Source organism: Acinetobacter sp. ESL0695 (assembly GCF_029392135.1).
Lineage (GTDB): Bacteria > Pseudomonadota > Gammaproteobacteria > Pseudomonadales > Moraxellaceae > Acinetobacter > Acinetobacter pollinis.
The window spans coordinates 257,850-284,183 of the sequence record NZ_CP113932.1; the positions used below are offsets into that span (position 1 = coordinate 257,850).

Sequence of the window (26,334 nt, forward strand, 5' to 3'; positions counted from 1 at the left end):
ATCATGCAATATAAACACTGGATTTATACCCTGTTGGGACTTGTAATGCTTAGTGCATTCGGATGCCAACAAGTTTCTAAAGTGGTTTCAAATAGAAATGTACTTTGGCAAATTGTAAATGAACGTTGTGGTACAAGCCAAGATCTGAAAGGCGATTGTCTTGTAATTAATAGACAAGAAGGCTATGTGGTGTTGCGTGATATTAAAGGGCCTGTACAGACTTTAATTATCCCTACACAAAAAGTGACTGGTATTGAAGATGTACAACTATTGAATGTGCAAACACCAAATTACTTTCATGATGCTTGGGTAAATGCCCAAATTTTGAATCAGCAAAATAAGAAAGAAATTGATCCGAAGTATCTTTCTTTTTCTGTGAACTCTTCGCATGGACGTACACAAGATCAATTGCATATACATTCATCATGTTTAAAGGAAAATGTTTATACAGTACTTCAAAAATATCGCTCAGATATTCGTGAGCAATGGTCTATTTTACCCGATAAACTTTTGGGTCATACGTATATTGCTAAGAAAATAAAGGTAGCTGATTTAGATGAGCAAAGTCCATTTTTACAGCTAGAGCAATATGTAAAAACACAGCCAAAGACAAAAATGGGTGACTATGGTCTAGCAATGGTTTCTATAGAGAATAATGAGGCAATATTACTTGCAACGAAGTTTAATGTATTAGAAATGAACTTAGGTTCAATTGAAGAAGTACAAGATACCGAGTGTCAAGTGACTCATTAAATAAATGGAAGTGCCATCACATCTAGTGTTATGGCACTCGATTTTTAAACTCGCATTTCTATGCCTTGTGCGGCAAGATATTCTTTTGCCTCAGGAATTGTATGTTGGCCAAAGTGAAAAATACTTGCTGCTAGAACAGCATCAGCACCACCTTGTAAAATACCATCTGCTAAATGCTGTAAATTGCCCACACCACCTGATGCAATGGTTGGAATAGAAACTCGATCATTAATGGCACGCATAAGCGCAATGTCATAGCCCGCTTTTGTACCATCTGCATCCATACTTGTAATGAGTAATTCACCTGCGCCGTAATCTGCCATTTTTACAGCCCACTCTATAGCATCTATTCCAGTTGCTTTACGACCACCATGGGTAAAAATTTCCCATTTGTTCTCTGCAACTTTTTTTGCATCAATTGCGGCAACAATACATTGCGCACCGAAGCGTGAAGAGGCTTCTTGTACAAATTCAGGATTAAATACAGCAGCAGAGTTAATACTTACTTTGTCTGCACCTGCATTTAAAAGTGAGCGAATATCTTCGACTTTACGTACACCACCACCTACAGTGAGTGGGACAAATACAGAAGAAGCCATACGCTCTACAGTACGATATGTAGTATCTCGACCATGATGCGTTGCTGTAATATCCAAGAAGGTAATTTCATCTGCACCTTGTTCGTTATAACGCTTTGCAACTTCGACAGGATCACCTGCATCACGAATGTCTAAGAACTGAACGCCTTTAACAACACGACCGTTATCTACGTCTAAACAAGGGATGATTCGTTTTGCAAGCATAATGGTAGTCCAATGGTCTATAAATAAAGTTCCCGTGAAGGGCTACAAACTTGATAAACTTCATGTATTCTATCAAGCTTATTTTGTTTCACGCAGGTTTTCTATGTCTGTTTACACACCGTTGAATGTTGATGAAGTCCAGCAGTTTGCTGAGGCCTATGGTTTAAATGTTATTGCACTTGTTCCCATTCAAGGTGGTATTCAAAACACAAACTACTTTATTATTTGTAAAGATGAGACGCAATATGTTTTAACGGTTTTTGAAAATGAAACTGAGCAAAGTGCGGGTGAATTAGTCCCTGTTTTAAAACAATTAGAACAACATGATGTACCTGTTGCTGCGCCGTTAGAACATAGTGGAAAGGCGATTCATTATTTAGTAGGTAAGCCTGCACAAATTGCTCCACGTGTTTGGGGTGAACATCCTGAAGAAGCAACTGTCGAGCAAGTGAAACAAATAGCGATCGCACAAGCAAAATTGCATGTCGCGCTACAAGATTTTCCTTTGTCGCGTAGTCATAGTCGTGGCCATATTTATTGGACAGATATTGGGAAGACATTACAAAAAGAAGAAATGTCTGAGCAAGATGCGGCATTGTTTGAGCGTGTTTATCAAATTTTTGCGAAGTACCAAAAACAATATCCAAATCGCGCACAAGGTTGGATTCACTCGGATCTATTTCGTGATAATACCTTGTTTGAAGGAGATCGGTTAGAAGGAATTTTAGATTTCTTTGAGTTAAATTTTGATGAGCTACTCTTTGATATTGCCATTACGATTAATGATTTTTGCACGCAATATCCGGATGTTTCTTTAGATCAATCACGTGTAGATGCATATTTAACAACATATGAAATGATTCGTCCGCTTAGTGAAGATGAGCGAATGTGTATGAACGTCTATCTGGCGATGATGGCTTGTCGTTTCTGGTTATTACGTTTAAACGTAGCGAGACTCAATCGTTTAGAAGGGCGTGGAGGTGATGATGTTTTTCAAAAAGATCCTGCTCAAATGCGCGCAATGCTTATTGAACGTTTAGCACATGTGACTGAGCTATAAGTAATGAAGAGAGATCAAGGCCGTTTAACTGAGTGGTTTGATGAAAAAGGTTATGGTTTTATTCAGTCAGACCACCAAAAAGAGCATAAGGTATTTTTGCATATTCAAGATTTTGCAAAAAAAGGACCACGGCCTTTGATTGGATGTGCATTAGATTATGCAGTGGTTGTTGATGCGAAAGGGCGTATACGTGCAAAAGATGTTATTTATTTAAAGGCGTCTCAAACTCATAAGCCACTAAATACACGCATCGAGTCATTTTCTAAGCAAAATTCAACTTTGGACAAAATGACCATAGGTATTATTCTGTATTGGCTCATTCTCTTTGTCTTACTGAACGTTGGAAAGTTACCGCAGTTTTATTTCTTATGGCTTGTCTTAGTGAATGCTATTACTTATTTGGCATATCGCCGTGATAAAACTGCATCACAACGAGGAAAGCAACGTATACCTGAGATGACTTTGCATCTCCTTGCATTGTTAGGTGGCTGGACTTTTGCGTGGTTTGCGCAACAAAAGTTCAGACATAAAACACAAAAGCAACCGTTTAAAAAGATTTTCCTCTGTACTGTTGTCATTAATATATTGTTTACTATAGGTATGCTTATCTTATTAGAACAATAGAAGAGGGATATATGTCATTTGATGCACAGTTTAAGTCAGACAAAACACTTACTTTTGTACTCTACATTTTGTATATAGCTGCCATTTTTTCTGCAGGTATTTTGGCAGTTGTTGCACTTATTATTAACTATGTAAAAAGAAAAGATGTACAAGGAACAATCTTTGAAAGCCATTTTACTTGGCAAATTCGTACAGTTTGGTGGTACCTACTTTGGAATATTTTGGGTGCTGTTCCACTTTTTATATTTTTAATAACCACCAATGGCGCAGACTCACAAGATGTTGTCGGTCCTGTAGGATTAGTGATTTGGATGGCAGTTGTCGTTATTGCATGGTTTTGGATTATTTATAGAGCTGTTCGAGGCTTAATTGTATTGAATGACAATAGAGCCATGTACTCATAAAAAAAAGAGGTCATTTGACCTCTTTTTTATGGTTTTTATTTACTATCGAGTAGCATTTGTGCTTCGCGTAGGTTTAATGAACCTTCATAAATTGCGCGACCTGTAATTGCACCTAAAATGCCGTGTTGGCCTTTTAATCTTTGTACATCATCTATATTGGTTACACCACCAGATGCAATGACAGGAATGCCACAATAATCGGCAAGAGCAATAGTTTGCTCCATATTCACACCTTGCATCATGCCATCACGTGCAATATCAGTGTAGACAATGCTTGAAACACCTGCATCTGCAAATCGTTTTGCTAAGTCGGTTGCTTTTACATCAAGTACATTTGCCCAACCGTCTGTTGCTACATAGCCATCTTTAGCATCTATACCAACAATAATATGTCCAGCAAATCTTTTACATGCTTCTTCTACAAACTCAGGTTCTTTTGCTGCTTTTGTACCAATAATAGCAAAAGATACCCCCGCCTCTAAGTAATGCTCAATAGTTTCTAGTGAGCGAATACCACCACCAATTTGAATAGGTAGTTCTGGGTGTGCTTTAGCAATTGCTTCAACAACATTTTTATGAATAGGTGTGCCTGCAAAAGCACCATTTAAATCTACAAGATGGAGACGACGTGCACCCTCATTCACCCAATGCGTTGCTGTTGCTACAGGATCATCAGAAAAAACGGTATCGTCTTCCATACGTCCTTGTTTGAGTCGAACACACTTTCCATCTTTGAGGTCAATTGCAGGAATAATTAACATGCTGTCGCACCTTGTTCTCAGTTAAAGTCGTAAATATGCTTTGATATTAGCAAACTATCTGTTGTTGTCTATGAAAAAAGCAGATTTAGATTGCAATAAAATAACCAAGCTAAAAGAAGAAGATTTCAAGGTAATGAAAGTAGAACGTAATTACGTGAGTAAGAAGTATATATCTTTGATCGTCTGATAGAAAAAATATCACTCCTGTAAACAATAAGGAAAATAGTGGTAGAACGACAATATAGAACCATCCTAAATACTTTTCCCATGCCTTTGTTTCTCTAACATTGCCATACTGATTTGCTTCGCTAGTACCAGCAGCACAGTATAAATAGATAGAAAATAAAATGTTAACAATAGGTATGAAACTTAATAAAACCATCCATCCACTTTGATTGCAATCATGTACACGTTTAATACTTAGTACCGTATATAAGTAAAACAGGATAATACCAAAAATAAAAAAAATAATTATTGGGAAAATGAGGTTATAAGTGAAGTCAGGATGATGATTATGAAAAGAATTACTAGATAAACAACGAAATAGAATTGGAAAAATAAGTAAAGCAAATATACTACCGACTAAACCGTACCATGCTGCAAAAGAAAGTCTTCCTAGACGGCCTTTACGTGAAAATATTTTAGGTACTTTTTCATCATTGGTAGAAGAAGGATTTTGAGAAACTTCAGTGGTCATTTGTGTGCTATATTTTGCATTTTTGTTATTATATGTTAATTTTTTATCAAAATAAAATAATAAAGAGGCCATTTTAGCCTCTTTATATTGTTCTAAATCTTTAGTTTAAATATTCCACTCTACAAAGTTTTTAAGTAACTGTAAGCCAGCGGTATGACTTTTCTCAGGATGGAATTGTGTTGCAAATAAATTTTCCTTATGAATTGCTGCACAAAAATCTAAACCATAATTGCATGTAGCAGCTACTGTGCTCGTATCTTTAGGTTCGACATAGAAACTATGTACAAAGTAAAAACGTGAATCTTGTGAGATATCTTTCCACATAGGATGGTCTGGCTCATTTTGATGAACTTGATTCCACCCCATATGTGGTACTTTAAGCTGATCTATGTCTGGGAAGCGTTTTACCGTTCCTTCAAAGATACCTAATGCATTACTACCGCCATTTTCTTCAGACTGCTGTAACAGGGCTTGCATACCCACACAAATCGCTAAAACGGGCTTATTAAAAGCAGCATGTTTAATGACTTCATCAATGCCAGCATCTTGCATACCTAATATACAGTCACGCATTGCACCTACACCAGGAAAAACGATTTTGTCGGCTTGTGCAATGAGTTTTGGATCATTGGTTACATCTACACTTGCACCCACATGCTCTAAAGCTTTTGCAGCAGAGTGTAGATTACCCATGCCATAGTCCAAAAGTGCTATACGTGTCATTTATAAACTTCCTTTTGTTGATGCGATTGTACCTGCCGCACGTGGGTCTTGTTCACATGCCATACGTAAAGCACGTGCAAATGCTTTGAATGTACTTTCGATTTGATGATGACTATTTTTTCCTTTTAGATTGTCAATATGCAGCGTCATTAATGCATGGTTTACGAATCCTTGGAAGAATTCTGAGAACAAATCAACATCAAATGTTCCAATACGTGCGCGTGTAAAAGGAATGTCCATAAATAATCCCGGACGTCCTGAAATGTCTACGACAACACGAGAAAGAGACTCATCAAGTGGTGCATAGAAGTGACCATAGCGACGGATCCCTTTTTTGTCACCAAGTGCTTGTGCAAAAGCTTGGCCAAGTGTAATGCCACAATCCTCTACTGTATGGTGGTCATCAATTTCAAGATCGCCATCACAGTGTATATCTATATCAAATAGACCATGTCGCTTGATTTGATCGATCATATGATCTAAAAAAGGAACACCAGTATTTAAAGTGCCTTGACCTGTACCATCGAGGTTTACACGAACACGAATTTTAGTTTCGTTGGTGTTTCTCACTACTTCACTGATACGTTGAGTCGTCATGGACACATTCCTTAATAAATGGCTGGTTTTAATAACAATGGCTGTATTTACTATAGCAATATTAGATGGCTCAGGAGGGTTAATCAATGCCTATCACCATTCATCCTTATTCTTCTTTAGAAAATAAAGAAATAGAAAGGCAATTAGAACAGCTTTATATGACGAGTCCTGAGTTTTCTAATGGTATAGAAGCTGTTCACGAATTAAAAAAAACGATAGGCAAGCAAACATTATTGTATACAGCAGAATTTAATACCAAAATTATTGCGGCAATTTGGTGCTTTAGAGATGAAGCGAATTCTAAGCGTATTTTAAAATATATTGTTGTACATCCTGCCAATAGGGGAAGAGGAGTTGCTCAAAGGCTAATTTCAGAAGTATGTTTTATGGAAAAAAAGCATAATCCACATACTTTATTTACTCCTGGCTGTGTAGCAATTAAACGAATCCTCGATTTGCTGTCTAAATGATGTTCATATATAACTCAATTGGGTTTAAAAATAATCATTTGTAATAAATATTTTAATAAGTACTTGACGCAAATGTCATGAAGCTGTTTAATACGCACCACATCGGCGCGATAGCTCAGTAGGTAGAGCAACGGATTGAAAATCCGTGTGTCGGCAGTTCGATCCTGCCTCACGCCACCAAAATTTGTGTTTTCAATCCCTGGTCCCATCAGGGATTTTTTTTGAATAAAGAATGTTCACTTGATTGAATTATGAATATTTTTTATTGACTTGTGTACCTGTTTCAGGCTTAATACACCCATTGGCGCGATAGCTCAGTAGGTAGAGCAACGGATTGAAAATCCGTGTGTCGGCAGTTCGATCCTGCCTCACGCCACCATATTCAAAAAAGCCCTAGTATTTTACTGGGGCTTTTTTTATGCTTATTGTTATAGTAGATAGTCAGGATCGTAAAAAAATTAAAATCTAGATAGAGAAATACAATAAAATTATTTAAATGATAATCATTTTCAAATATATTAATAATGATATAAGGTATTGATGAAAATGCGAGAGAAAATGACGAAAAGTCTTCAAGAAGTCAATAATACAGTACCTATACCCAGCTCCAATGCTTCTTTTTTTCGAAAACTGTTTGCATTCTCAGGGCCAGGTGCGCTTGTTGCAGTGGGATATATGGATCCTGGTAACTGGATTACTTCTATTCAGGGTGGGGCACTGTATGGATATCTTTTATTGTCAGTAATTCTGCTTTCAAGCTTGATTGCAATGCTATTGCAAGCCATGTGCAGTAAACTTGGTATTGTTACAGGAATGGATCTGGCACAAGCAACTCGAACACTGACAGGAAAGAAAGGGGCTTTTATTTTATGGGTTATTGCTGAGCTTGCTATTATGGCAACCGATGTTGCAGAAGTGATTGGAACAGCAATTGCCCTTAATTTATTATTTGGCATGCCATTAATGCTAGGGGTATTGTTAACTTTATTTGATGTCTTCTTATTACTGTTGTGTTTATCCTTTGGTTTACGCAAGATTGAAGCTTTTGTATTTACACTTATTTTGACCATATTTCTCATTTTTGCCTATGAGGTCATGCTCGCTTCACCTCATTTGGGTGACATTGTACGTGGATTTATTCCACAAAAAGAAATATTTACTGCTTCTTTGTCTGGTCAAGATTCTGCACTGCTTATTGCTTTAGGAATCGTGGGGGCAACTGTTATGCCTCATAATCTTTACCTTCATTCATCTTTAGTACAATCGCGTCAATATGATCGTAAAACTAAAGAAGGGATTAAAGATGCAATTAAGTTTTCAATTTTCGATTCAAATTTACAGTTAACATTTTCTTTTGTGATTAATTGCTTACTACTAATTCTAGGCGCTGCGTTATTTTTTGGTCATGACCCTGAACAGTTAGGGCGGTTTTCACAGTTATATCATGCGTTAGAAAATCCTGCGATTGTTGGAAGTATAGCCAGTGGGTTACTTGCGACATTATTTGCAGTTGCATTATTGGCTTCAGGACAAAACTCAACGATTACAGGCACTTTAACTGGACAAATTGTCATGGAGGGCTTTGTTAACTTGAAAGTACCTGCATGGTTACGTCGGTTTATTACACGTGCTTTAGCAACATTACCTATTTTTCTAGCAATTTATTTTTGGGGAGATCGTGAAGATGTGATCGAAGGCTTACTTATTTATTCACAAGTATTTCTAAGTATTGCTCTGCCTGTCTCAATGATCCCATTAATTTGGATTACATCGAATAAGAAGTGGATGGGAGAATTTGTTAATTCAAAACTAACGATTGCTGTAGGTGTTATTTCTACTACGCTATTAGTGGGGTTAAATATTCAACTTATTATTGAAACTGCTAATAAATTATTCGGTTAGTCCTGAATTAAGCGTTTGCCTAGGCAGACGCTTTCAATTTCTTCGAAATCTAATGTTTCATAAAAATGAATAACCGATGTATTTTCTGGTCGAACCATGAGTTGAATTTTAGGACAGCCAATAGCAATAAGTCTTTTTTCAATATTCTGTATAAGTGCTGTGGCTATACCTAGACGCTGATGGTCAGGATGTACTGCAAGATAGTGAATCCAACCTCGATGTCCATCATATCCTCCCATAATGGAAGCAATAATATTGTTATCTTTTTCTGCAACTAAGAATAAATCATCTTTTTGATTCATTTTTCTAAAAATATCTGTTTCAGGATGATTCCATGGACGCGTAATATTACAGATTTCCCATAATTCAACGACTGTATCTATATCTTTATTTTCAATTGTTCTAATAATAAACATAGTAACCACATCAGTAATATTTAGTATGAAAGATCGCCATGTAAGAAAAAATCATGGCGACTTACCTTATCGTTTAGTTTTTGTTGGGTTTCATTGAACCATAGTCTTCGAAATTGGTATGCCACTCAATTGCTTCTTTTAAAAGATGTGGTGTGTGGCCACCTTTTTCGCATGCGCGGTTAAAATAATCTTCGAGGATTTCTTTGTAGTCAGGATGAACACAGTTTTCAATAATGACTTTTGCGCGCTCTCTAGGAGCGAGGCCTCTTAAATCTGCTAAGCCTTGTTCTGTAACAAGAATATCTGTGTCGTGCTCTGTATGATCTACATGACTTACCATTGGAACTACCGAAGAAATTGCCCCACCTTTTGCAATAGATTTCGTAACAAAAATAGCCAAATGTGCATTTCTAGCAAAGTCGCCTGATCCTCCAATGCCATTCATCATTTTAGTACCACCTACATGTGTAGAGTTTACATTACCGTAAAGATCGAACTCTAAAGCAGTATTGATACTAATAATACCGAGTCTACGTACAATCTCTGGATGGTTAGAAATTTCTTGTGGGCGAAGTACAAATTTATCTTTGTATTTTTCTAGATTATTAAAGACACGGTCACCACATTTCTTAGAAAGCGTAATCGAACACCCAGATGCAAACTTCATTTTTCCTGCATCAATTAACTCAAAAGTACTGTCTTGCAATACTTCTGAATACATAACCAAATCTTCAAAAGGTGCATCTTTAAATCCAGTTAATACTGCATTTGCAATTGAGCCAATACCTGCTTGTAAAGGTGCAAGATGTTTAGGCAAATATCCAGTTTTTACTTCATTTTCAAAAAACTGAATGAGGTGATCTGCAATTGCTTGGGTTTCAGTATCAGGATCTGTTACTGTCGAAGGCGAATCAGGCAAGTCATTAAATACAATACCAAGCACTTTATTTGGGTCAAAAGGAATCCCTTTTGTACCAATTCTGTCGTCTACCTGTGTTAGTGGAATAGGGGTACGATTTGGTCGTGCTGAAGGAGTATAAATATCATGTGAACCTTCTAAGGTTGGGCTGACTGAAGTATTAATCTCAATAAGAATTTTATCTGCAAACTCAATAAAGCTCGCAGAGTTACCAACGGATGTTGTAGGAATAATCAAACCATCTTCTGAAATAGCAATAGCTTCTATGATCGCGATATCAGGTCTTTTTAATGTGAAGCCGCGCATTTGTTCGACAGTTTCAGAAAGATGCTGATCGATAAACATGACTTGTCCCTGATTGATCGCTTTTCTAAGTGTCGTATCGACCTGAAATGGCATACGACGGGCAAGAATACCTTTTTCGGTGAGTTTCTTGTCGAGGTCGTTCCCTAAACTTGCACCTGTAATAAGTGTAATTTGAGGTGCTTTATCATTATGTTTTTCGGTCAATGCTAAAGGAATGGCTTTTGCTTCACCTGCTCGTGTGAAACCACTCATTCCAATAACCATTCCATCTTGAATAAAGTCTGCTGCTGCTTCTGCTGAAATAACGCGCTCTTGTAGTGGCGCAAAACGAATACGATTAGATGACATGTTGAACCCTTCAAACATTATTTTTTTCCCTGTATCAGCGATTTTACGCTGTTGTACTCACCGATGTAACTACCTTAGTCTAAGGTATAATAATCCAAAATAAATATATGTATTTTAAATAGCAACTTTTGAAAGCGTTCTTAATCTGACAATTTATGTTTTTACATTTTTTGTTTGAATGGGAAGAGAGATTATTGCTTCAAACCCACCCTCATCGCGATTTTTTAAGGTTAACTCTCCTTGGTGAATATCTACAATACGTTTTACGATGGCAAGCCCCAATCCACTGCCTTGGATAGTACGTGCTGTATTTCCACGAACAAATGGTTGCATGAGTGCTTCTATTTGATCATTGGGTACGCCTTCACCATGGTCGGCAACACTAATTTCAATTTGCTTATGATTGACTCGTGCAGAAACCTCAATAGGCTCTGCACCATAGCGTTTTGCATTATTAATTAAGTTACCAATGAGTCGTTTAAGAGATAAGCTCCGTGCTTGAATGACGGGTATATCTTCTGGGGTAAATCGAATATCTAAAGGACTAAACTGAACAATTAATTCTTGTAAAAGGCAGTTAATGTCTGTATCTGAAAGTATCTCATCCGAACCATCGCGCATATAAGAAATAAATTGGTTCAAAATCGCATCCATATCATCGACATCATAGATTAATCCTTCTTTTAAGAAGGCATCAGGCAACATTTCAGCTGTTAGTCGAATGCGTGTTAAAGGGGTTCTTAGGTCATGAGAAATACCTGCAAGCATAATTTTACGATCTTTTTCAATTTGCTCTAAATTGTAGACCATATGATTAAATGCCTGATTTACTTCTCTAATTTCTAGTGGGCCGTGATTGGTTGTTAGATAAGGTGCTGTACCTGTTTGGCTATAGGCATTGGCCGCATTTTGTAATCGTTTGAGGGGACGATTTAACTGACGTACTAATGTGAGAATAATGATAAATGCCAGAATAGGAATACCAAAGAGCCAACCAAATATGAGTTCTGGCTTATAGTTTGCATAAGTGGTTAATGGTTCTTTGAGCCAATGACCATGCATATCGGGTGTTTGTACCCAAATTGTTGGTGAAGGCTTAAATTTAAAATAAACAGTCACTTGCTCTCTATTCACTTGTAACTCTTGAGCAAGGCGTTTTTCTATTCGACTTGTAATAAAATCTGCAATTAATTTTTCTTGTACATTCGGATATTGCTTAGGATCCGTAATGTATTCCACGCCCAAACGACGATATAACCATGTATCAACATCGATATCCTTTCCATGATGAGAGATCGTGAAGTTGGGGTTGTGAATAATATCGAGTTCTATGGCTAAATAGCGTGCATGTTGCTGTATTTCAGGCAAATATAATGTACGCCAGAAAAACCAAAGTGACATAAATAAGCTAAAGAACACCACGGAGGCAACCAAAACAGTTGTTCGCATTGCCGCAGAACGTGGCTTAATTTTATCTAGAAACTTTTCCATTTTGGTACGCTTTTGCGCGTAGTAACCAGATGAATCAATGAGTTCTTTAGGGTTAATTGGATCAAGTGTCACTTAAGTTTCCTAGCATAAGCATATATAAAGCAGTGGCTGTTATTCTGCACCATCTGGGACAAAAACATAACCAACGCCCCACACTGTTTGAATATAACGTGCACGTGCTGGGTTGTCTTCAACCAATCTGCGTAAACGTGATACTTGAACGTCGATAGAGCGTTCCATTGCACCCCATTCGCGGCCACGCGCAAGGTTCATCAGCTTGTCACGAGTAAGTGGTTCACGAGGGTGTTGTACCAATGCTTTGAGTACAGCAAACTCACCTGTAGTTAGTGTAACTACTTGACCCTCACGTGTAAGCGCACGTGTTGACAGATCTAATGACCAAGGGCCAAAACTGACAACTTCCATTTGCTGACTTGGTGCACCTGGCACTTCACGGACTTGGCGACGTAAAATTGCACGAATACGAGCCAGTAGCTCATTTGGATTGAATGGTTTGGGTAAGTAATCATCTGCACCAGCATCTAAACCTGCGATACGGTCAGAATCACTTCCTCTAGCTGTAAGCATAATAATAGGAGTGTCGATGTTAGATTGACGTAATCGACGACAGATACTTAACCCATCTTCCATTGGAAGCATAAAGTCTAAAACAATAAGAGAAAATAATTCGCGTTGAAGTAAACGATCCATTTGAGTGGCATCGTGTGCTGTTTTGACGACAAAGCCTTTATCTTCTAAAAAACGCTGTAAAAGTGTACGTAAGCGTACATCATCGTCGACTACCAAAATACGTTCAACACGGTCTGTATCTACAACATTTTCCGTGTTTTCAGCAGGTACCACTAAACTCATAAAGTGCTCCCTTTTTAATCAATTATTTAATATTAGATAGTTTGAGTATAATGCTTTCAACCTGTGTATGGCTATGTATTAATTTGCCTAATTTTACAAATATCTACAGTGACATGACGGATTGTATAACTTTTCATTATATGTCTTTAGGTGGTTGTTAAAGTAGCGATATTCAAGGTAAAGATACCTAGAAATACATTTAAAAACAAAATAAGTGCATATTTATTGCGATAAATTTAAAAAATCCTGCTTCTACCTGTAGATTTTACGAGCATGGTCTTTATAATCTCTGCTTTTAGTTTATGTTCCTTAAGTAGGATTCCATACGATGACTGACCTCGTTCAGCAGTTGGCAAGTGAGCTTGCCGCACGTCCGAACCAAGTAGAAGCCGCAATTCGTTTAATTGATGAAGGGGCAAGTGTTCCATTTATTGCACGTTACCGTAAAGAGGTAACCCAAGGCTTGGATGACACGCAGCTTCGTCAGCTGGACACACGTTTGAGCTATTTACGTGATTTAAACGAGCGTCGTGAAAAAGTCATTCAGTCTTTAACTGAACAAAATAAATTGAGTGATGATTTACTTACACGTGTAAATACTGCAACAACAAAAAATGCATTAGAAGAAATTTATGCGCCATATCGTCCAAAGCGCACGAGCAAATCGTATAAAGCAAAAGAAGCAGGTCTTGGGCCTATTGCAGAGCGTATTTTGCAAGAAGAGATTGTACCTGTAGAAGCACTAGATGGTTTCTCTCATGAAGATTATGCAGATGCAGAAAGCCAGTTAGATGCTGTACAGCATATTATTATTGATACGTGGGCACAAAATATTGCACTATCTGTCGACTTAAAAGCGATTTTTTCTAAAACGGCTGTTTTAAACAGTGCAGTTGCTTCAGATGAAAAGCGTGAAGTAGGCAAGAAGTTTAAAGATTACTTTGAGTTTTCAGAAAATTTAAACAAAGTACCTTCTCATCGTTTACTTGCAATGCTTCGTGGTCGTCAAGAAAACGTATTGGGTTTAAAAGTAGATGGTGAAGATGAAGCGCCATTATTACGTATTGAGCAAGAATATGCCTTAGACAATATTCAACCTCAAGCACGTCAAGATTTCTTAAAACAGACCGCAAAACTTTTTTGGTTAGGTAAAATTAGACCACAAATCGAACACTCATTGCTGACTGAAAAACGCTTGGCTGCAGAAGCGGAAGCAATGCAAGTATTTGCAGAAAATCTACGTCACTTGTTACTTTCAGCACCTGCTGGCGGTCGCTGTACACTGGGTGTAGATCCAGGTGTTCGTACAGGTGTAAAACTTGCAGTTGTGAATGCATCGGGTGACGTTGTTGCACATAGTACAGTTTATCCTTTTGCTCCAAAAGAAGATAAAGCTGGTGCAAAAGAGGAGCTTGCACGTTTATGCCGTGAATATGCTGTCGATTTAGTTGCAATTGGTAATGGTACGGCAAGTCGTGAGACGGAAACGATTATTGCTGAAATGATGGCAGAAAATAGCGACCTTAAACTGACACGTGTAACAGTTAGTGAAGCAGGTGCATCGGTTTACTCTGCAAGTGAGCTTGCTTCACAAGAGTTACCTGAGCTTGATGTTTCAATTCGTGGTGCAGTATCTATCGCACGCCGTTTACAAGATCCTTTAGCAGAGCTTGTGAAAATTGATCCTAAGTCAATTGGTGTAGGACAGTATCAACACGATGTAAACCAAGCAGGTCTTGCAAAAGCACTTGATGCAGTTGTAGAAGACTGTGTGAATGCTGTTGGTGTGGATGTAAATACAGCATCACCAGCTGTATTGGGTTACATTGCGGGCTTGAATAAAGCAATTGCACAACAAATCGTTGAATATCGTAAAGAACATGGTCCTTTTAATGATCGCCAAGTTTTGAAGAAAGTTCCTCGTTTAGGTGAGCGTACTTTTGAGCAAGCTGCTGGTTTCTTACGTATTCATCATGGCGAACAACCATTAGATGCTTCTGCTGTACACCCTGAAAGTTATGGTCTAGTTGAAGATATCGTGGCTGCAAAGTCGACGACTGTAAAAGATATTATTGGTAATACTGAAATTCTTCGCCAAATTGATGCGGATCAGTTTGTAAGTGAAAAATTTGGTTTACCAACAGTGAAAGATGTTTTAAGCGAACTTGAAAAACCTGGTCGTGATCCTCGTCCTGAATTCCGTACAGCTAAATTTCGTGAAGATGTAACAGAAGTTGCGCATTTACACGAAGGTATGGAGTTAGAGGGCGTCGTTACAAATGTGACTAACTTTGGTGCTTTTGTCGATGTGGGTGTTCATCAAGATGGTTTAGTACATATTTCTGAGTTGGCAAATGAGTTTGTTGCTGACCCACAAAAGATTGTAAAACCAGGTCAAATTGTACAAGTACGTGTTATTCAGGTAGATGCAGAGCGTAAGCGTGTGAATTTAAGCATGCGTCCAGAAGGCGCTCAGGCTCCTGTAAAAGCACAGCGCCCGCCACGTCGCGAGTACAAGGGACAAGATGAGCAACGTAAGCCACAACACAAACGCCCAGCACAACCACGTAAAGATCAACCAAAACGTGCGAAGCAAGATAAACCACAAGAGCAAAAAATTGGTGGTTTAGGTGCGTTGTTATTACAAGCAGGAATTAAAGGGTCAAAATAATTGACTGACATAAAAAAGCCTCCTTATTAGGAGGCTTTTTTATTACCAATGCTCACCCGGAAATAGTTTGGCATAAGCGCGTTTAATAAGGTTTAATTTTTCTTTTTTACCTACGGACGCTGTAGAGCTTGGAAATAAGTTAAAGCCAATAGACATAAGCTTATTATTTAAATCCGGAACGATTGAGTAAGTAAGCGATGCTAAACGGCCCAAATTTGTCGCTACACTTTTAGGGCGTTTAACAATAGCATATGCAATAAGATCTGCAGCTTGTTCTGTAGAGAGTGTTGGAACGTAGTTATAAATTTTTGTGGGTGCAATCATGGGTGTGCGTACTAACGGCATATATACAGATGTAATTGCAATTTTGTGTGCATGTACTTCGGCTGAAAGACAGCGACTAAATGCATCAAGTGCAGCTTTAGATGCAACATAGGCAGAAAAGCGTGTGGCATTTGCTAAAACACCAATCGAACTAATATTAATAATATGTCCATCACGACGCTTAATCATATGAGGTAAGATGTTCAGTACTAAACGGACAGCACCAAAATAATTAAGTTGCATGGTTCTTTCAAAATCGTGAAAACGATCGAGGGACTCTTCAACGGCACGACGAATTGAACGTCCTGCATTGTTAATTAAAATATCAATATGTTCAATATTTGCTAAAATTTCCTGAGAGCATCGGTCAATTGCATCCATGTCATTTAAATCGCATGGGAAAATAGATGCTTGACCGCCAAGACGTTCAATTTCTATTTGTACCTCACGTAAATTTTCTTCTGTGCGTGCTACTAATAAAACGTGTGCACCTGCAGAAGCAAGGCGTTGAGCAATTGTACGCCCAATACCACTTGAGGCCCCAGTAATCAGTGCAACTTTTCCTTGAACGCGTTGTTGAAAAAGATTCTCTAATTTTTTTTTCACGAAATGGTACCTAGGCGCATATGGTTGGTGAGCAGACAATATCTTCATCTGATTTCTATGATAAGAAGTATCAGCGATATCACGAAAGCATATCGTAAAACCCAACAGGAGATAATGACAAAATATGAAAAATAGATGCGTATTTTTCAGGTTGAGAATATTTTAAACAGATTTGAAAACAGTACAATCTTTTGTCACAATGATATTGAATAATAATGTTGTTGGTATGAAGTGATAGAACCAATGACAATAAAAAGGCAATCACCTTATTTTCTGAGTACTTTTAGGTATAATAGTTTCAAATATTTTTAGCTGTACATTATTTTCAATTGAGGAGTCCGCGTGGCCCAATATATCTATACAATGAACCGAGTATCTAAAATGGTTCCGCCGAAGCGCGAAATCCTTAAAGATATCTCTTTATCATTTTTCCCTGGTGCAAAAATTGGTGTACTTGGTTTAAATGGTGCGGGTAAGTCTACGCTACTTCGCATTATGGCGGGTGTAGATAAAGATTTTTCTGGTGAAGCACGTGCACAACCTGGTATTAAAATTGGCTATCTTGAACAAGAGCCACCTTTAGATCCAAACAAAGATGTACGTGGTAACGTTGAAGATGGTCTACGTGAACCTCTAGATGCTTTAGCGCGTTTAGACGAAGTATTTGCTGAATATGCAGCTGAAGATGCCGATTTTGATGCACTTGCGAAAGAGCAAGAAAAACTTGAAGCAATTATTCATGCATGGGATGCACATAATTTAAACAACCAAATGGAACAAGCCGCAGATGCGTTACGTTTACCTGCATGGGATGCAGACGTAAACAAACTTTCTGGTGGTGAGCGCCGCCGTGTTGCACTGTGTCGTCTGCTTTTGTCTAAACCTGACATGTTGTTACTTGATGAACCGACAAACCATTTAGATGCAGAGTCTGTATCTTGGCTTGAGCGTTTCTTAAAAGACTTTGCGGGCACAATTGTTGCGATTACCCATGACCGTTATTTCTTAGATAATGTTGCTGAATGGATTTTAGAACTTGACCGTGGGCATGGTATTCCTTACCAAGGGAACTACACAACGTGGTTAGAGCAAAAGAATGCTCGTTTAGAGCAAGAGAACAAACAAGAAGAGTCTTTTGCAAAGGCATTGAAAAAAGAACTTGAATGGGTTCGTTCAAATGCTAAAGGTCAGCAAAAGAAAAATAAAGCACGTATGGAACGTTTTGAAGAGTTAAACTCTAAAGAATTCCAAGAGCGTAACGAAACTTCAGAAATTTATATTCCACCTGGCCCTCGTTTAGGGAACAAGGTTGTTGAAGTTGATAACATTAGTAAGTCATTCGGCGATCGTTTACTTTACGAAAATCTTAGCTTCTCTGTACCGCCAGCTTCTATTGTAGGTATTGTTGGGCCAAATGGTGCAGGTAAAACAACGCTATTCCGTATGATGACAGGCGAGCAAGAACCAACTTCAGGAACGGTTACTGTTGGTGATTCTGTAAAAGTAGCTTATGTAGGTCAGATTCGTGATACGTTAGATGATAACAAAACGGTTTGGGAAGAAGTTTCAGGTGGCTTGGATATTTTACGTGTAGGCGATTACGAAATTGCTTCTCGTGCTTATATTGGTCGCTTTAACTTTAAGGGTTCAGACCAACAAAAACGTGTTGGTGAACTTTCAGGTGGTGAGCGTAACCGTTTACAACTTGCAAAAATTCTTCAGCAAGGTGCAAACGTTATCTTACTCGATGAACCATCAAATGACCTTGATGTTGAAACGTTACGTGCCCTAGAAGATGCTATTTTAGTTTTCCCTGGTACCGTTATGGTTGTATCGCATGACCGTTGGTTCTTAGACCGTATTGCAACGCATATTCTTGCTTTTGAAGATGAAGGTCCTGAATTCTTTGATGGTAACTATACAGAATATGAAGCATTCCGTAAGAAAAAATTGGGCGATGAAGCTCGACCAAAGCGTCAAAAATATAGAAAAATTGGTGGCTAATTACTAAGCCAATAAAAAAGCCAGCTCCTATGTAAGCTGGCTTTTTTTTGTTTAGCGAATACTTAAACTAATCAATGTATAACGTTGCAGAGTCGGTTTAACTTTAGGGTTAAACTTTTGACTGACTGAAATTAGATACTGACCAGTATGGGGAAACTTAAATGCTAATTGTCCTGATTTGTCAGATGTAAAATGTTTTGCTTGTTCGTCATTTTGCCCCAAAGATCGTATTGTAATTTCTGCATCTGTCAGTGGTAAACCTTGATATGTTGTTTTTAAAACAATAGGCTCGTTTGCCTTTATATCTGTTGGATGAGTACTAAAATCAACATGAATACTTGAATCTGACTCTTCTTTTAAAGGAGAACTGTGCTGTTTAGAAACGTAGCTTTTTATCGTCCATTCTCGTGTAACTTCTGTCAATTTGGGTGCAGTCTTAAAGTCACTTGGAATAACAAATGTACGATCTTTCATATCTGTGACTTTATTTGCTGGAATATTAAAAAAAGTGCGCCATTCATCATTAAAATATGTATATTGTAATTGATGAGAAAGCACTGATTGAATTTTATATGTTCCTTCAGTCGGGAGTTCTAAATCGAATGTGCTTGCCGACTTTAATGTGCTATTCGATTGAACTGTTTGAACGTTTTGATGAGGATCAGTGATGGTAAAAGTTGCATCTTTCAAAGCAATTTCACTATTTAGAGCCTCTTCACTGTAGCCTGCTGTAATAAGAACGCGATGATTATCTGTTGTACTTATAGGTGCTGTTAAGAATGGTTCATGCGCATATGATATGGTTGAAAATAGAAGTGAAATAAATAGAACAGGTTTCATAAAAGAATACTGACAATAAATGATAATCATTATTATTTAAAAGTATCTAAGTTGCAAGATTTATTCTATAACTATATAAAATAAGGAGTAAAACGTGAGTGGGCATGACCATCGTCATGTAGAGGTAACAGAGGGGAGTGCTAAAAAATTAGCGATAGCTTTGGTTTTAACCTCTATATTTTTAGTTGTTGAAATAGTTGCAGGATTTGTGACAGAGAGTTTGGCGTTACTCTCTGATGCTGCACATATGTTTACGGATGTAATTGCGTTAGCAATCGCTTTAATTGCTGTGCATATTGGCCAATTACCAGCAGATGACAAACGTACGTTTGGTTATCAAAGGTTTGAAATATTAGCTGCTTTGTTGAATGCTTTAATGTTATTTATGATTGCCTTATATATTGTATATGAGGCATATAAGCGCTTTACGCAGCCAGCTGAAATACATAGTTTAGGCATGTTGGTCATTGCTAGTATTGGTTTAATCATAAACTTAATTTCTATGCGAATTCTTGCTTCAGATGCGAATAATCGTTTAAATATTAAAGGTGCTTACCTAGAGGTTTTAAGTGATGCAATTGGATCGATGGGGGTTATTGCTGGTGCAATTGTCATTTATTATACAGACTGGAAATGGATAGATTCTGCTGTTGCTATTCTTATTGGCCTATGGGTTTTACCTCGGGCATGGATATTATTGAAGCAAAGTTTGAACATTCTGCTTGAAGGTGTTCCAGAAGAAATTGATATAGAGGCTCTACGACAAGATTTACTCGAGTTGCCTGGTGTGCATGGCATACACCAGTTAAGAGTGTGGGCAATCACTTCAAAAAATGTACATTTAACAGTACATGTATTTGCACCTTTGGTGAATCAAACAAGATTATATCGTCAGGCTGTTGACATGCTCTCTTATCGCTACGGAATTACAGAGGTAACCCTGCAGATCGAAACTGATATTTCACTCAATCATGAGCATACTCATACTCATGATTTTTCTAAACATTAAAATTACATGTTAGATTTGCCACTGGTTATTGCATTCGCGGCATTTCCAAGCTTTCTGTGACTGCATAAATGCTTGCATAGAAAGCTTAAAATTAGGTAAGTCTTTCCAAAATAGTACACCGGAAATAGCAGTAATGACGAATACAATTGCTGTTGCAATTTGTAGATTTGTTCCTGCACCTTTACTAAAAATCCACATCACAATGTTTGAAATGATGAGTAATAACAGTAAAAAGATAGAAAAAACTAAAACCATAAGACTTTTTGGGACATCTGGTCGTGTTGCATTGCCTGCTTGTGCAACAGGAATGACTTTTTGACTTTGGCATTTAGGGCAACGATATTGCATGAAAGCTCCAAAATAATTTTATCTTCATTTTAGCGAAATTATATAGAAATAAAAAACTTTAAGTCAGAATCCCTTTTTTTATCTCCAATTTCACAAGAAATATCGATAAGTATAAATAAGAATAATTATTGTTTTTACTTTTAACTCATATTATTTTATCACATATTTTTACATATATTATACTTTAAGAGACCCAGAATGCATCAAAAGCTCTTTTTTTATCAACGTCAGTTTCGCTATTCAAAAACAGCATTTGCAACATTATGTATTTTATTAGGCGTATCTGCATCTATACACGCACAAGAAGATGGAGCAACACCCCCCGTTTTAAATACGATTCAATTACGTGCGCAAGGAAACTGGTTGGAAGATGTGACTGCAAAAAAAGTCTTCGAACATCCTGGTGCAAGAACGATTATTGATCGTAAACAATTGGATGAAACGGCTTCTACAACACTAAAGGATGCATTAAAGCAAGTTCCAGGTATTCAAGTACAAGATAATGCAGGTACAGCAGGAAGCGATCTGTCTCTTAGCTTTGGTGTACGTGGTTTAACATCGAGATTCTCACCACGCTCTACTGTACTTATGGATGGTGTGCCATTGGCATTTGCACCTTATGGTCAACCTCAACTCTCTCTTGCACCAACAAGCCTAGGAAATATTTCGTCAATTGATGTAATACGCGGTGCAGGTTCAGTACGTTTTGGACCACAAAATGTAGGCGGTATTATTAACTTTAATACACGTGAGATTCCAAGTGAGTTTAAAGGCAGTGTTGGCCTAACAACTGAGTTTGCTAAAAATGGTAATGTGAAGTTAAGCCCGAATGCATTTTTAGGGACTACATTCGAAAATGGCTTAGGTGTTGCCTTGATGTACTCTGGAACACAAGGAGATGGCTATAGAGATGACAATGATCATAACAATATTAATGATGTTATTTTAAAAACAGCTTATCGTTTTACAGATACAGACAAACTTGAGTTTAGTTTACATCGATATGATGCAAAGGCCGGTATGCCTGGTGGACTAACGCCACAACAATATGCTGTTAACCCTGATCAATCTATTATGAAAAATGATTTCTTTGAGGGGCATCGTACAGATGGTTCTTTAAAATATACGCATCAGGATGATGTAAATACATTTGAGGTTTTAGCGTACCATACCGATACTTATCGTAATGCAGTTATGGAAAATCAGGCGCAAAATTCAAAAACTAAAAAGCTAGAAATGCAACTTAGAAATGCGCCACGTACTTATAAAGTCTCTGCCATAGAACCACGCTTTTCACATGCTTATGCCATTGGTCATACAAATAATGAAATCTCAGTGGGATATCGTTATCTTTATGAAACCAGTAAAGAATATATTGGACGCAGCGCATTTTATGCAATTAATAGTCCTGTAATTACCCAGTTAGATGGTTATTCATCTGCCAATGGTAAGACTACAGCACATGCGATTTATTTGGACAATAGAACAGATATTGGACGTTGGTCAATTACGCCTGGAGTGCGTTTTGAGTCAATTAAAACGACAGAAAACTTTAATCGGTTAAATGCAGATAATACGGTTAAAAACTCAATTACACCTGTAGTAAAGTCGAATGAGGTATTGCCAAACTTTTCAGTCAAATATGCCATTAATGATCAGTGGAATGTATTTGCGAACTATGGTATTTCATTCGGTCCACAGCAATATAGCCAAATGGCAAAAATCGATGGTGATCGAGCTGTTTCTCAAACTGAAGGCCTACGCCCTGAAAAAGCAAAAAACTATGAGATTGGCACACATTATTTAGGCCATGGCTTACAAGCAGAGTTAACCGCTTTTTATATCGACTTTAATCAGGAGTTAAAACGCTCTAAAATTAATGGCGTTGAAGAGTGGAGTAGTCTTGGTGCTACACGTCATGCAGGATTTGAATTGGGTGTAAACTATGATTTTGGTCAAATGTATGATGTACTTCAAGGCCTGTCTGCCTATAGTAATTTAACATATACCCATGCAACTGCAGCAGCTGGAGTTCGTAAAGGTAAAGATATTCCACTTTATTCTCGTTGGGTCGCAAATCTTGGGTTGGGCTATAAAGTTAATCAATGGACGATTAATACAGATCTTTTTGCACAATCGAGTCAAGTTGCCACAAATAAAGACGATTTAGTCATTGAGGATGATAAAGGTCGTTTTGGACGTATTCATGGTTATACGACCACTGCCGTGCGTGTAGGATATGACTTTAACCAGCAGTTAAAAGGGTTAAAAGTTGCTGCGGGTATTAAGAATGTATTCGATACAAACTATTTTACCCGTTCATCTGACAGTATCTATGGTAAATATGAGGGTCAACCAAGAACGGTTTTCTTACAAACTTCATTAGATTTCTAAGTTAGTACATTTAGCAGTAATGCCCCAGCAAATTGTTGGGGTTTTTTGACGATTACACACATAAAAAAAGCCACTGAATATTCAGTGGCTTTTTAGAATTTGGCGTCCCTACGGGGATTCGAACCCCGGTTACCGCCGTGAAAGGGCGATGTCCTAGGCCTCTAGACGATAGGGACTTCTAGAGTATTCTGAATTTAAGTGGCGTCCCTACGGGGATTCGAACCCCGGTTACCGCCGTGAAAGGGCGATGTCCTAGGCCTCTAGACGATAGGGACACATCAGAAGGTGGGCGTATATTAGGTTTAATCTGGCTCACTGTCAAATGCTTTTTCATTAAAAATGAGGTATTTCTAATCTTTTGATTAAAAAATAACAACAATTATGTTTTTAGGTAGTTTTTTGAGCAGATTTAAACAATGATTGAGTTTTAGGCATTTGTTTTAAGTAGTTTGTTTGTTCAAAAATGGAACGTATAACATTTGGATGTTGTAAGTACCCAATAATCTCGTGTGGCTTATCTGCAAAGGTTGTAATGAGATGATTTTTGACTTTCGGTGAAATTCCAAATCTTGGTGCAGTCATTGGGAAGGTTGTTAAATAGTCGTCTCTGGAATAGAAATTGTACCAGTCGCCATATAATGCTTTAGGTCGCTGAATAGGGGAGACAATATGTCGTTGGACGACATTAAAAGGAAGTGGAGATGCAAGCGTAATAAATCTTTCTATAGGATAATCTTTTGAAAGCTCGTGTAAGACATTATAAGCAATGACAGTTCCTAAAGAATGGGCAACTACAATATGTTGTTCTCCTTTCTCAAAACACGACAATATACGTTCATGAATTTGTTTCTTAAAAGTTGTATCGTACCAATACAAATATGCTTCTGAAATAAATTTTTGAACCAATGACTCATGTAGGTTTGGAAAGTGGTTAAGCAAAATGACCATTTCTTTGAGTACATGATCTTTAGCCAATTGGGACATGAGAAAAAACTTTCTTTTAAGAGAGTATTTTAGATTTTCGTCATAATGAGGCAAGAGTGGAATTTCTAGAGCTTTCTGAATTTTCTCTTTATTTCTTTCTTTGAGTTTGGGAAGTTTTTCAAAGAAGGCCCAATTAGGATTCATGGTATCTAAATCAACAGCATTTTTCATATTTCTGGCTGTTAAAATGTCGCCATAAAATGGAAATTCGAGATTAATATCTTTCGATGTTAAATCAAGATTGTTTCGTTCTAGACCAATATTAAATACATTTGACCAATGATGCTCGAAAGATTCTGCATCAAAGTTTTGTTGATTTATGCCATGAATAAAAACAATCTTCATATCTGTTTGAAGTACATCACGATAGCTAAGACTTTTTAGTATAAATGCATAAAAAAAAAGTGTAGCGATTCGCTACACTTTTATAATAAAAGACGTTTGTCTCTTATTATGAGTTTTTCTTTCTATATAAAAAGAAATGACTGATATAACATAGTGCAATAAAGCCCAAACAACTATAAAAACCTGGAAGCATTTGTGGGTCTGCTGCCATACTTATGCAGGTAATCACACAGAAAATGAAACCAAGAATTGGCGTGATAGGAAATAATGGTGCTGCAAATTTAAGTTCTTCCTTGCTATGGCCTAACTTGTACCATTGGCGGCGAAAATTAAATTGGCAGACACAAATTGCTGTCCAAACAATAACCATGGTAAATGCAGCAACGCCAAGTAAGTTCTTAAAAATCGTTTCAGGTGCAAAATGCTCTGAGAGTAAACCAGGAAGCGCGCCAAACATCGTTACAATAATTGCAATAATGGGTGTACCCGATTTTGTAAGTTTTGAGAACACTTTTGGAAGTTGTTGCTTATTAGAAAGCGACCACATCATACGTGATGCTGCATATAAACCAGAATTTGCTGCAGAGAGTAATGCTGTAATAATGACGAAGCGTATAATGTCTTCGGCATAAGGAATACCAATATATTTAAATACCGTCACAAAAGGGCTACTACTCACTGAATTGCTACTTAAACCAGCTTGTTCGTAAGGCAATAGTGCACTAATTACAATAATTGTACCTACAAAGAAAATAAGTAGACGCCAGATTGAAGCATTAATTGCTTTTGGAATATTTTTGGCAGGATTTTCAGTTTCTCCAGCTGCAACACCAATGAGTTCTGTGCCTGAAAAAGCAAAGTTAACAATCAGCATTGTGGCAAATATTGGGAAAATACCTTGAGGGAACCAACCGTGAGAAACCAAGTTTGTAAAAAGAGGTGCTGTCGGTTGGTTGTTATAATGAATTATCCCAAATATGGCTAATATTCCAAGTAATATAAAGCTAATTACGGTAATGACTTTCACCAGTGCAAGCCAGAATTCTGACTCTGCAAAGAGACGTGTAGAGCTAATATTGAGTGTGAAAACAATTGCAGCAAATACAAGCGTCCATATCCACATCGATACATGTGGGAACCATTCTTGCATTAAAAGTGCAGCAGCAGTGAACTCTGTTCCTAGGGTGGCTGTCCATGTGAGCCAGTATACCCATGTAATCATATAGCCTGTACCTGGTCCAATATATCTTGTGGAATATTCTCCAAAAGAGCCAGATACTGGCATATGAACAGCGAGTTCACCTAAGCACAGCATAACAAGGTAGGCAATTAAGCCACCTAGAAAGTAAGAGATGATGGCACCTACAGGCCCCGTTTGTGCAATGACTTCACCCGAGCCTAAGAATAGGCCTGTGCCAATGGCACCACCTAGTGACAGCATCACCAAGTGTCGGGTACTCATAGCGCGTTTGAGCGGCGCAGAATTGCCCTGATCCAATGGATCATTCGGAGGAGATGACGGCATGAATACACAAATCAATTGAAAAAAGAAGCGAGTTATTGTAGAGAAAAGCTATAAATGTGCAATAGCCTTATAAATGAACAAAAATCAAGACACTTTATTTGTTTAAAAAGATACCCTTCAAAACAAATGGCTTAATC

General features: G+C 37.6%; 24 protein-coding genes and 4 tRNA genes. 12 read left to right on the top strand and 16 right to left on the bottom strand.

All coding sequences use genetic code 11. The annotated features are described in order from the left end of the window. Positions 1-3 precede the first annotated feature (3 nt). Positions 4-753: a CDP-diacylglycerol diphosphatase gene (locus OZX61_RS01190; RefSeq protein WP_195771249.1), complete on the top strand. Its 750-nt coding sequence runs from the start codon at positions 4-6 to the stop codon at positions 751-753. A 44-nt stretch (positions 754-797) separates the two neighbouring features. On the opposite strand, the gene hisF is transcribed toward OZX61_RS01190, so the two are convergent. Beyond that, positions 798-1,559 (bottom strand): imidazole glycerol phosphate synthase subunit HisF, encoded by a 762-nt coding sequence (gene hisF / locus OZX61_RS01195; RefSeq protein WP_325775448.1) that lies wholly within the window; start codon positions 1,557-1,559, stop codon positions 798-800. Positions 1,560-1,659: 100 nt separating this feature from the next. Here hisF and OZX61_RS01200 point away from each other — a divergent pair, with 100 nt between their 5' ends. Genes OZX61_RS01200 through OZX61_RS01210 form a run of 3 tightly spaced genes read left to right on the top strand, consistent with a single transcriptional unit; the run spans position 1,660 to position 3,644 of the window. Then, positions 1,660-2,616 carry a homoserine kinase gene (locus OZX61_RS01200; RefSeq protein ID WP_277095048.1) on the top strand — a complete coding sequence of 319 codons (957 nt, stop codon included), beginning with the start codon at positions 1,660-1,662 and terminating at the stop codon, positions 2,614-2,616. Between the two features lie 3 nt (positions 2,617-2,619). Beyond that, the gene (locus OZX61_RS01205) at positions 2,620-3,240 is read left to right on the top strand and encodes a DUF1294 domain-containing protein (RefSeq protein ID WP_195771246.1); all 621 of its coding nucleotides are present in this window, start codon (positions 2,620-2,622) and stop codon (positions 3,238-3,240) included. Between the two features lie 11 nt (positions 3,241-3,251). Beyond that, positions 3,252-3,644, top strand: coding sequence for a hypothetical protein (locus tag OZX61_RS01210; RefSeq protein WP_277095049.1), 393 nt, complete (start codon positions 3,252-3,254; stop codon positions 3,642-3,644). A gap of 35 nt (positions 3,645-3,679) precedes the next feature. On the opposite strand, the gene hisA is transcribed toward OZX61_RS01210, so the two are convergent. The 4 genes from hisA to hisB form a co-directional block, all read right to left on the bottom strand. Next, positions 3,680-4,405 (bottom strand): 1-(5-phosphoribosyl)-5-[(5-phosphoribosylamino)methylideneamino]imidazole-4-carboxamide isomerase, encoded by a 726-nt coding sequence (gene hisA, locus OZX61_RS01215; RefSeq protein ID WP_277095050.1) that lies wholly within the window; start codon positions 4,403-4,405, stop codon positions 3,680-3,682. Between the two features lie 109 nt (positions 4,406-4,514). After that, positions 4,515-5,174: a DUF805 domain-containing protein gene (locus tag OZX61_RS01220; RefSeq protein WP_277095051.1), complete on the bottom strand. Its 660-nt coding sequence runs from the start codon at positions 5,172-5,174 to the stop codon at positions 4,515-4,517. 33 nt (positions 5,175-5,207) lie between these two features. Then, positions 5,208-5,825: an imidazole glycerol phosphate synthase subunit HisH gene (gene hisH / locus OZX61_RS01225; protein ID WP_277095052.1), complete on the bottom strand. Its 618-nt coding sequence runs from the start codon at positions 5,823-5,825 to the stop codon at positions 5,208-5,210. Beyond that, positions 5,826-6,422, bottom strand: coding sequence for an imidazoleglycerol-phosphate dehydratase HisB (hisB, locus tag OZX61_RS01230; protein ID WP_195771241.1), 597 nt, complete (start codon positions 6,420-6,422; stop codon positions 5,826-5,828). A gap of 86 nt (positions 6,423-6,508) precedes the next feature. On the opposite strand from hisB, the gene OZX61_RS01235 reads away from it, so the two are divergent. The 4 genes from OZX61_RS01235 (at position 6,509) to OZX61_RS01250 (ending at position 8,794) form a co-directional block, all read left to right on the top strand. Next, positions 6,509-6,892 (top strand): GNAT family N-acetyltransferase, encoded by a 384-nt coding sequence (locus OZX61_RS01235; protein WP_277095053.1) that lies wholly within the window; start codon positions 6,509-6,511, stop codon positions 6,890-6,892. Between the two features lie 104 nt (positions 6,893-6,996). Continuing rightward, positions 6,997-7,072, top strand: a tRNA-Phe gene (locus OZX61_RS01240). Positions 7,073-7,195: 123 nt separating this feature from the next. Beyond that, positions 7,196-7,271, top strand: a tRNA-Phe gene (locus OZX61_RS01245). 179 nt (positions 7,272-7,450) lie between these two features. Further along, positions 7,451-8,794 carry an Nramp family divalent metal transporter gene (locus tag OZX61_RS01250; protein ID WP_195771239.1) on the top strand — a complete coding sequence of 448 codons (1,344 nt, stop codon included), beginning with the start codon at positions 7,451-7,453 and terminating at the stop codon, positions 8,792-8,794. Here OZX61_RS01250 and OZX61_RS01255 read toward each other — a convergent pair. The 4 genes from OZX61_RS01255 to ompR all read right to left on the bottom strand — a co-directional run bounded on the left by OZX61_RS01255 (position 8,791) and on the right by ompR (position 13,147). Further along, positions 8,791-9,210: a GNAT family acetyltransferase gene (locus OZX61_RS01255; RefSeq protein WP_277095054.1), complete on the bottom strand. Its 420-nt coding sequence runs from the start codon at positions 9,208-9,210 to the stop codon at positions 8,791-8,793. The genes OZX61_RS01250 and OZX61_RS01255 overlap by 4 nt on opposite strands. 73 nt (positions 9,211-9,283) lie before the next feature. Then, complete coding sequence (locus OZX61_RS01260; protein ID WP_277095055.1) at positions 9,284-10,783, bottom strand: acetyl-CoA hydrolase/transferase family protein; 1,500 nt, start codon at positions 10,781-10,783, stop codon at positions 9,284-9,286. 153 nt (positions 10,784-10,936) lie between these two features. Then, positions 10,937-12,346: an ATP-binding protein gene (locus tag OZX61_RS01265; RefSeq protein WP_195771236.1), complete on the bottom strand. Its 1,410-nt coding sequence runs from the start codon at positions 12,344-12,346 to the stop codon at positions 10,937-10,939. A 39-nt stretch (positions 12,347-12,385) separates the two neighbouring features. Beyond that, on the bottom strand, positions 12,386-13,147 hold the full coding sequence (ompR, locus tag OZX61_RS01270) for a two-component system response regulator OmpR (RefSeq protein ID WP_195771235.1): 762 nt from the start codon (positions 13,145-13,147) through the stop codon (positions 12,386-12,388). Positions 13,148-13,475: 328 nt separating this feature from the next. Here ompR and OZX61_RS01275 point away from each other — a divergent pair, with 328 nt between their 5' ends. Next, positions 13,476-15,818, top strand: a complete 2,343-nt coding sequence (locus OZX61_RS01275; RefSeq protein WP_277095056.1) for a Tex family protein — start codon at positions 13,476-13,478, stop codon at positions 15,816-15,818. Between the two features lie 42 nt (positions 15,819-15,860). Here the strand turns inward: OZX61_RS01275 and OZX61_RS01280 are convergent, their stop codons facing one another. After that, complete coding sequence (locus OZX61_RS01280; RefSeq protein WP_277095057.1) at positions 15,861-16,748, bottom strand: SDR family NAD(P)-dependent oxidoreductase; 888 nt, start codon at positions 16,746-16,748, stop codon at positions 15,861-15,863. 342 nt (positions 16,749-17,090) lie between these two features. Between OZX61_RS01280 and ettA the strand changes: the two genes are divergently transcribed. Next, positions 17,091-18,752: an energy-dependent translational throttle protein EttA gene (gene ettA / locus OZX61_RS01285; protein WP_195771232.1), complete on the top strand. Its 1,662-nt coding sequence runs from the start codon at positions 17,091-17,093 to the stop codon at positions 18,750-18,752. Between the two features lie 51 nt (positions 18,753-18,803). Here ettA and OZX61_RS01290 read toward each other — a convergent pair whose 3' ends face one another. Beyond that, on the bottom strand, positions 18,804-19,592 hold the full coding sequence (locus OZX61_RS01290) for a DUF4198 domain-containing protein (RefSeq protein WP_277095058.1): 789 nt from the start codon (positions 19,590-19,592) through the stop codon (positions 18,804-18,806). A gap of 94 nt (positions 19,593-19,686) precedes the next feature. Between OZX61_RS01290 and OZX61_RS01295 the strand changes: the two genes are divergently transcribed. Beyond that, positions 19,687-20,601: a cation diffusion facilitator family transporter gene (locus OZX61_RS01295; RefSeq protein WP_277095059.1), complete on the top strand. Its 915-nt coding sequence runs from the start codon at positions 19,687-19,689 to the stop codon at positions 20,599-20,601. 9 nt (positions 20,602-20,610) lie between these two features. Here OZX61_RS01295 and OZX61_RS01300 read toward each other — a convergent pair whose 3' ends face one another. Further along, positions 20,611-20,949: a hypothetical protein gene (locus tag OZX61_RS01300; RefSeq protein ID WP_195771229.1), complete on the bottom strand. Its 339-nt coding sequence runs from the start codon at positions 20,947-20,949 to the stop codon at positions 20,611-20,613. Positions 20,950-21,147: 198 nt separating this feature from the next. Between OZX61_RS01300 and OZX61_RS01305 the strand changes: the two genes are divergently transcribed. Next, positions 21,148-23,343 (top strand): TonB-dependent siderophore receptor, encoded by a 2,196-nt coding sequence (locus OZX61_RS01305; RefSeq protein WP_277095060.1) that lies wholly within the window; start codon positions 21,148-21,150, stop codon positions 23,341-23,343. 100 nt (positions 23,344-23,443) lie between these two features. On the opposite strand, the gene OZX61_RS01310 is transcribed toward OZX61_RS01305, so the two are convergent. The 4 genes from OZX61_RS01310 to OZX61_RS01325 all read right to left on the bottom strand — a co-directional run bounded on the left by OZX61_RS01310 (position 23,444) and on the right by OZX61_RS01325 (position 26,197). After that, positions 23,444-23,519: transfer RNA gene (locus OZX61_RS01310), tRNA-Glu, on the bottom strand. Between the two features lie 23 nt (positions 23,520-23,542). Beyond that, positions 23,543-23,618: transfer RNA gene (locus tag OZX61_RS01315), tRNA-Glu, on the bottom strand. Between the two features lie 112 nt (positions 23,619-23,730). Next, positions 23,731-24,672, bottom strand: coding sequence for a hypothetical protein (locus OZX61_RS01320; RefSeq protein WP_195771227.1), 942 nt, complete (start codon positions 24,670-24,672; stop codon positions 23,731-23,733). Positions 24,673-24,778: 106 nt separating this feature from the next. Next, positions 24,779-26,197, bottom strand: coding sequence for an amino acid permease (locus OZX61_RS01325; RefSeq protein WP_277095061.1), 1,419 nt, complete (start codon positions 26,195-26,197; stop codon positions 24,779-24,781). Positions 26,198-26,334: the final 137 nt, after the last annotated feature.

Excerpts from the sequence above, each read along its gene's own strand:
- OZX61_RS01190 (WP_195771249.1), top strand. The coding sequence starts at position 4 with ATGCAATATAAACACTGGATTTATACCCTGTTGGGACTTGTAATGCTT.
- OZX61_RS01200 (WP_277095048.1), top strand. The coding sequence starts at position 1,660 with ATGTCTGTTTACACACCGTTGAATGTTGATGAAGTCCAGCAGTTTGCT.
- OZX61_RS01205 (WP_195771246.1), top strand. The coding sequence starts at position 2,620 with ATGAAGAGAGATCAAGGCCGTTTAACTGAGTGGTTTGATGAAAAAGGT.
- OZX61_RS01210 (WP_277095049.1), top strand. The coding sequence starts at position 3,252 with ATGTCATTTGATGCACAGTTTAAGTCAGACAAAACACTTACTTTTGTA.
- hisA (WP_277095050.1), bottom strand. The coding sequence starts at position 4,405 with ATGTTAATTATTCCTGCAATTGACCTCAAAGATGGAAAGTGTGTTCGA.
- OZX61_RS01220 (WP_277095051.1), bottom strand. The coding sequence starts at position 5,174 with ATGGCCTCTTTATTATTTTATTTTGATAAAAAATTAACATATAATAAC.
- hisH (WP_277095052.1), bottom strand. The coding sequence starts at position 5,825 with ATGACACGTATAGCACTTTTGGACTATGGCATGGGTAATCTACACTCT.
- hisB (WP_195771241.1), bottom strand. The coding sequence starts at position 6,422 with ATGACGACTCAACGTATCAGTGAAGTAGTGAGAAACACCAACGAAACT.
- OZX61_RS01235 (WP_277095053.1), top strand. The coding sequence starts at position 6,509 with ATGCCTATCACCATTCATCCTTATTCTTCTTTAGAAAATAAAGAAATA.
- OZX61_RS01250 (WP_195771239.1), top strand. The coding sequence starts at position 7,451 with ATGACGAAAAGTCTTCAAGAAGTCAATAATACAGTACCTATACCCAGC.
- OZX61_RS01255 (WP_277095054.1), bottom strand. The coding sequence starts at position 9,210 with ATGTTTATTATTAGAACAATTGAAAATAAAGATATAGATACAGTCGTT.
- OZX61_RS01260 (WP_277095055.1), bottom strand. The coding sequence starts at position 10,783 with ATGTCATCTAATCGTATTCGTTTTGCGCCACTACAAGAGCGCGTTATT.
- ompR (WP_195771235.1), bottom strand. The coding sequence starts at position 13,147 with ATGAGTTTAGTGGTACCTGCTGAAAACACGGAAAATGTTGTAGATACA.
- OZX61_RS01275 (WP_277095056.1), top strand. The coding sequence starts at position 13,476 with ATGACTGACCTCGTTCAGCAGTTGGCAAGTGAGCTTGCCGCACGTCCG.
- OZX61_RS01290 (WP_277095058.1), bottom strand. The coding sequence starts at position 19,592 with ATGAAACCTGTTCTATTTATTTCACTTCTATTTTCAACCATATCATAT.
- OZX61_RS01300 (WP_195771229.1), bottom strand. The coding sequence starts at position 20,949 with ATGCAATATCGTTGCCCTAAATGCCAAAGTCAAAAAGTCATTCCTGTT.
- OZX61_RS01305 (WP_277095060.1), top strand. The coding sequence starts at position 21,148 with ATGCATCAAAAGCTCTTTTTTTATCAACGTCAGTTTCGCTATTCAAAA.
- OZX61_RS01320 (WP_195771227.1), bottom strand. The coding sequence starts at position 24,672 with ATGAAGATTGTTTTTATTCATGGCATAAATCAACAAAACTTTGATGCA.
- OZX61_RS01325 (WP_277095061.1), bottom strand. The coding sequence starts at position 26,197 with ATGCCGTCATCTCCTCCGAATGATCCATTGGATCAGGGCAATTCTGCG.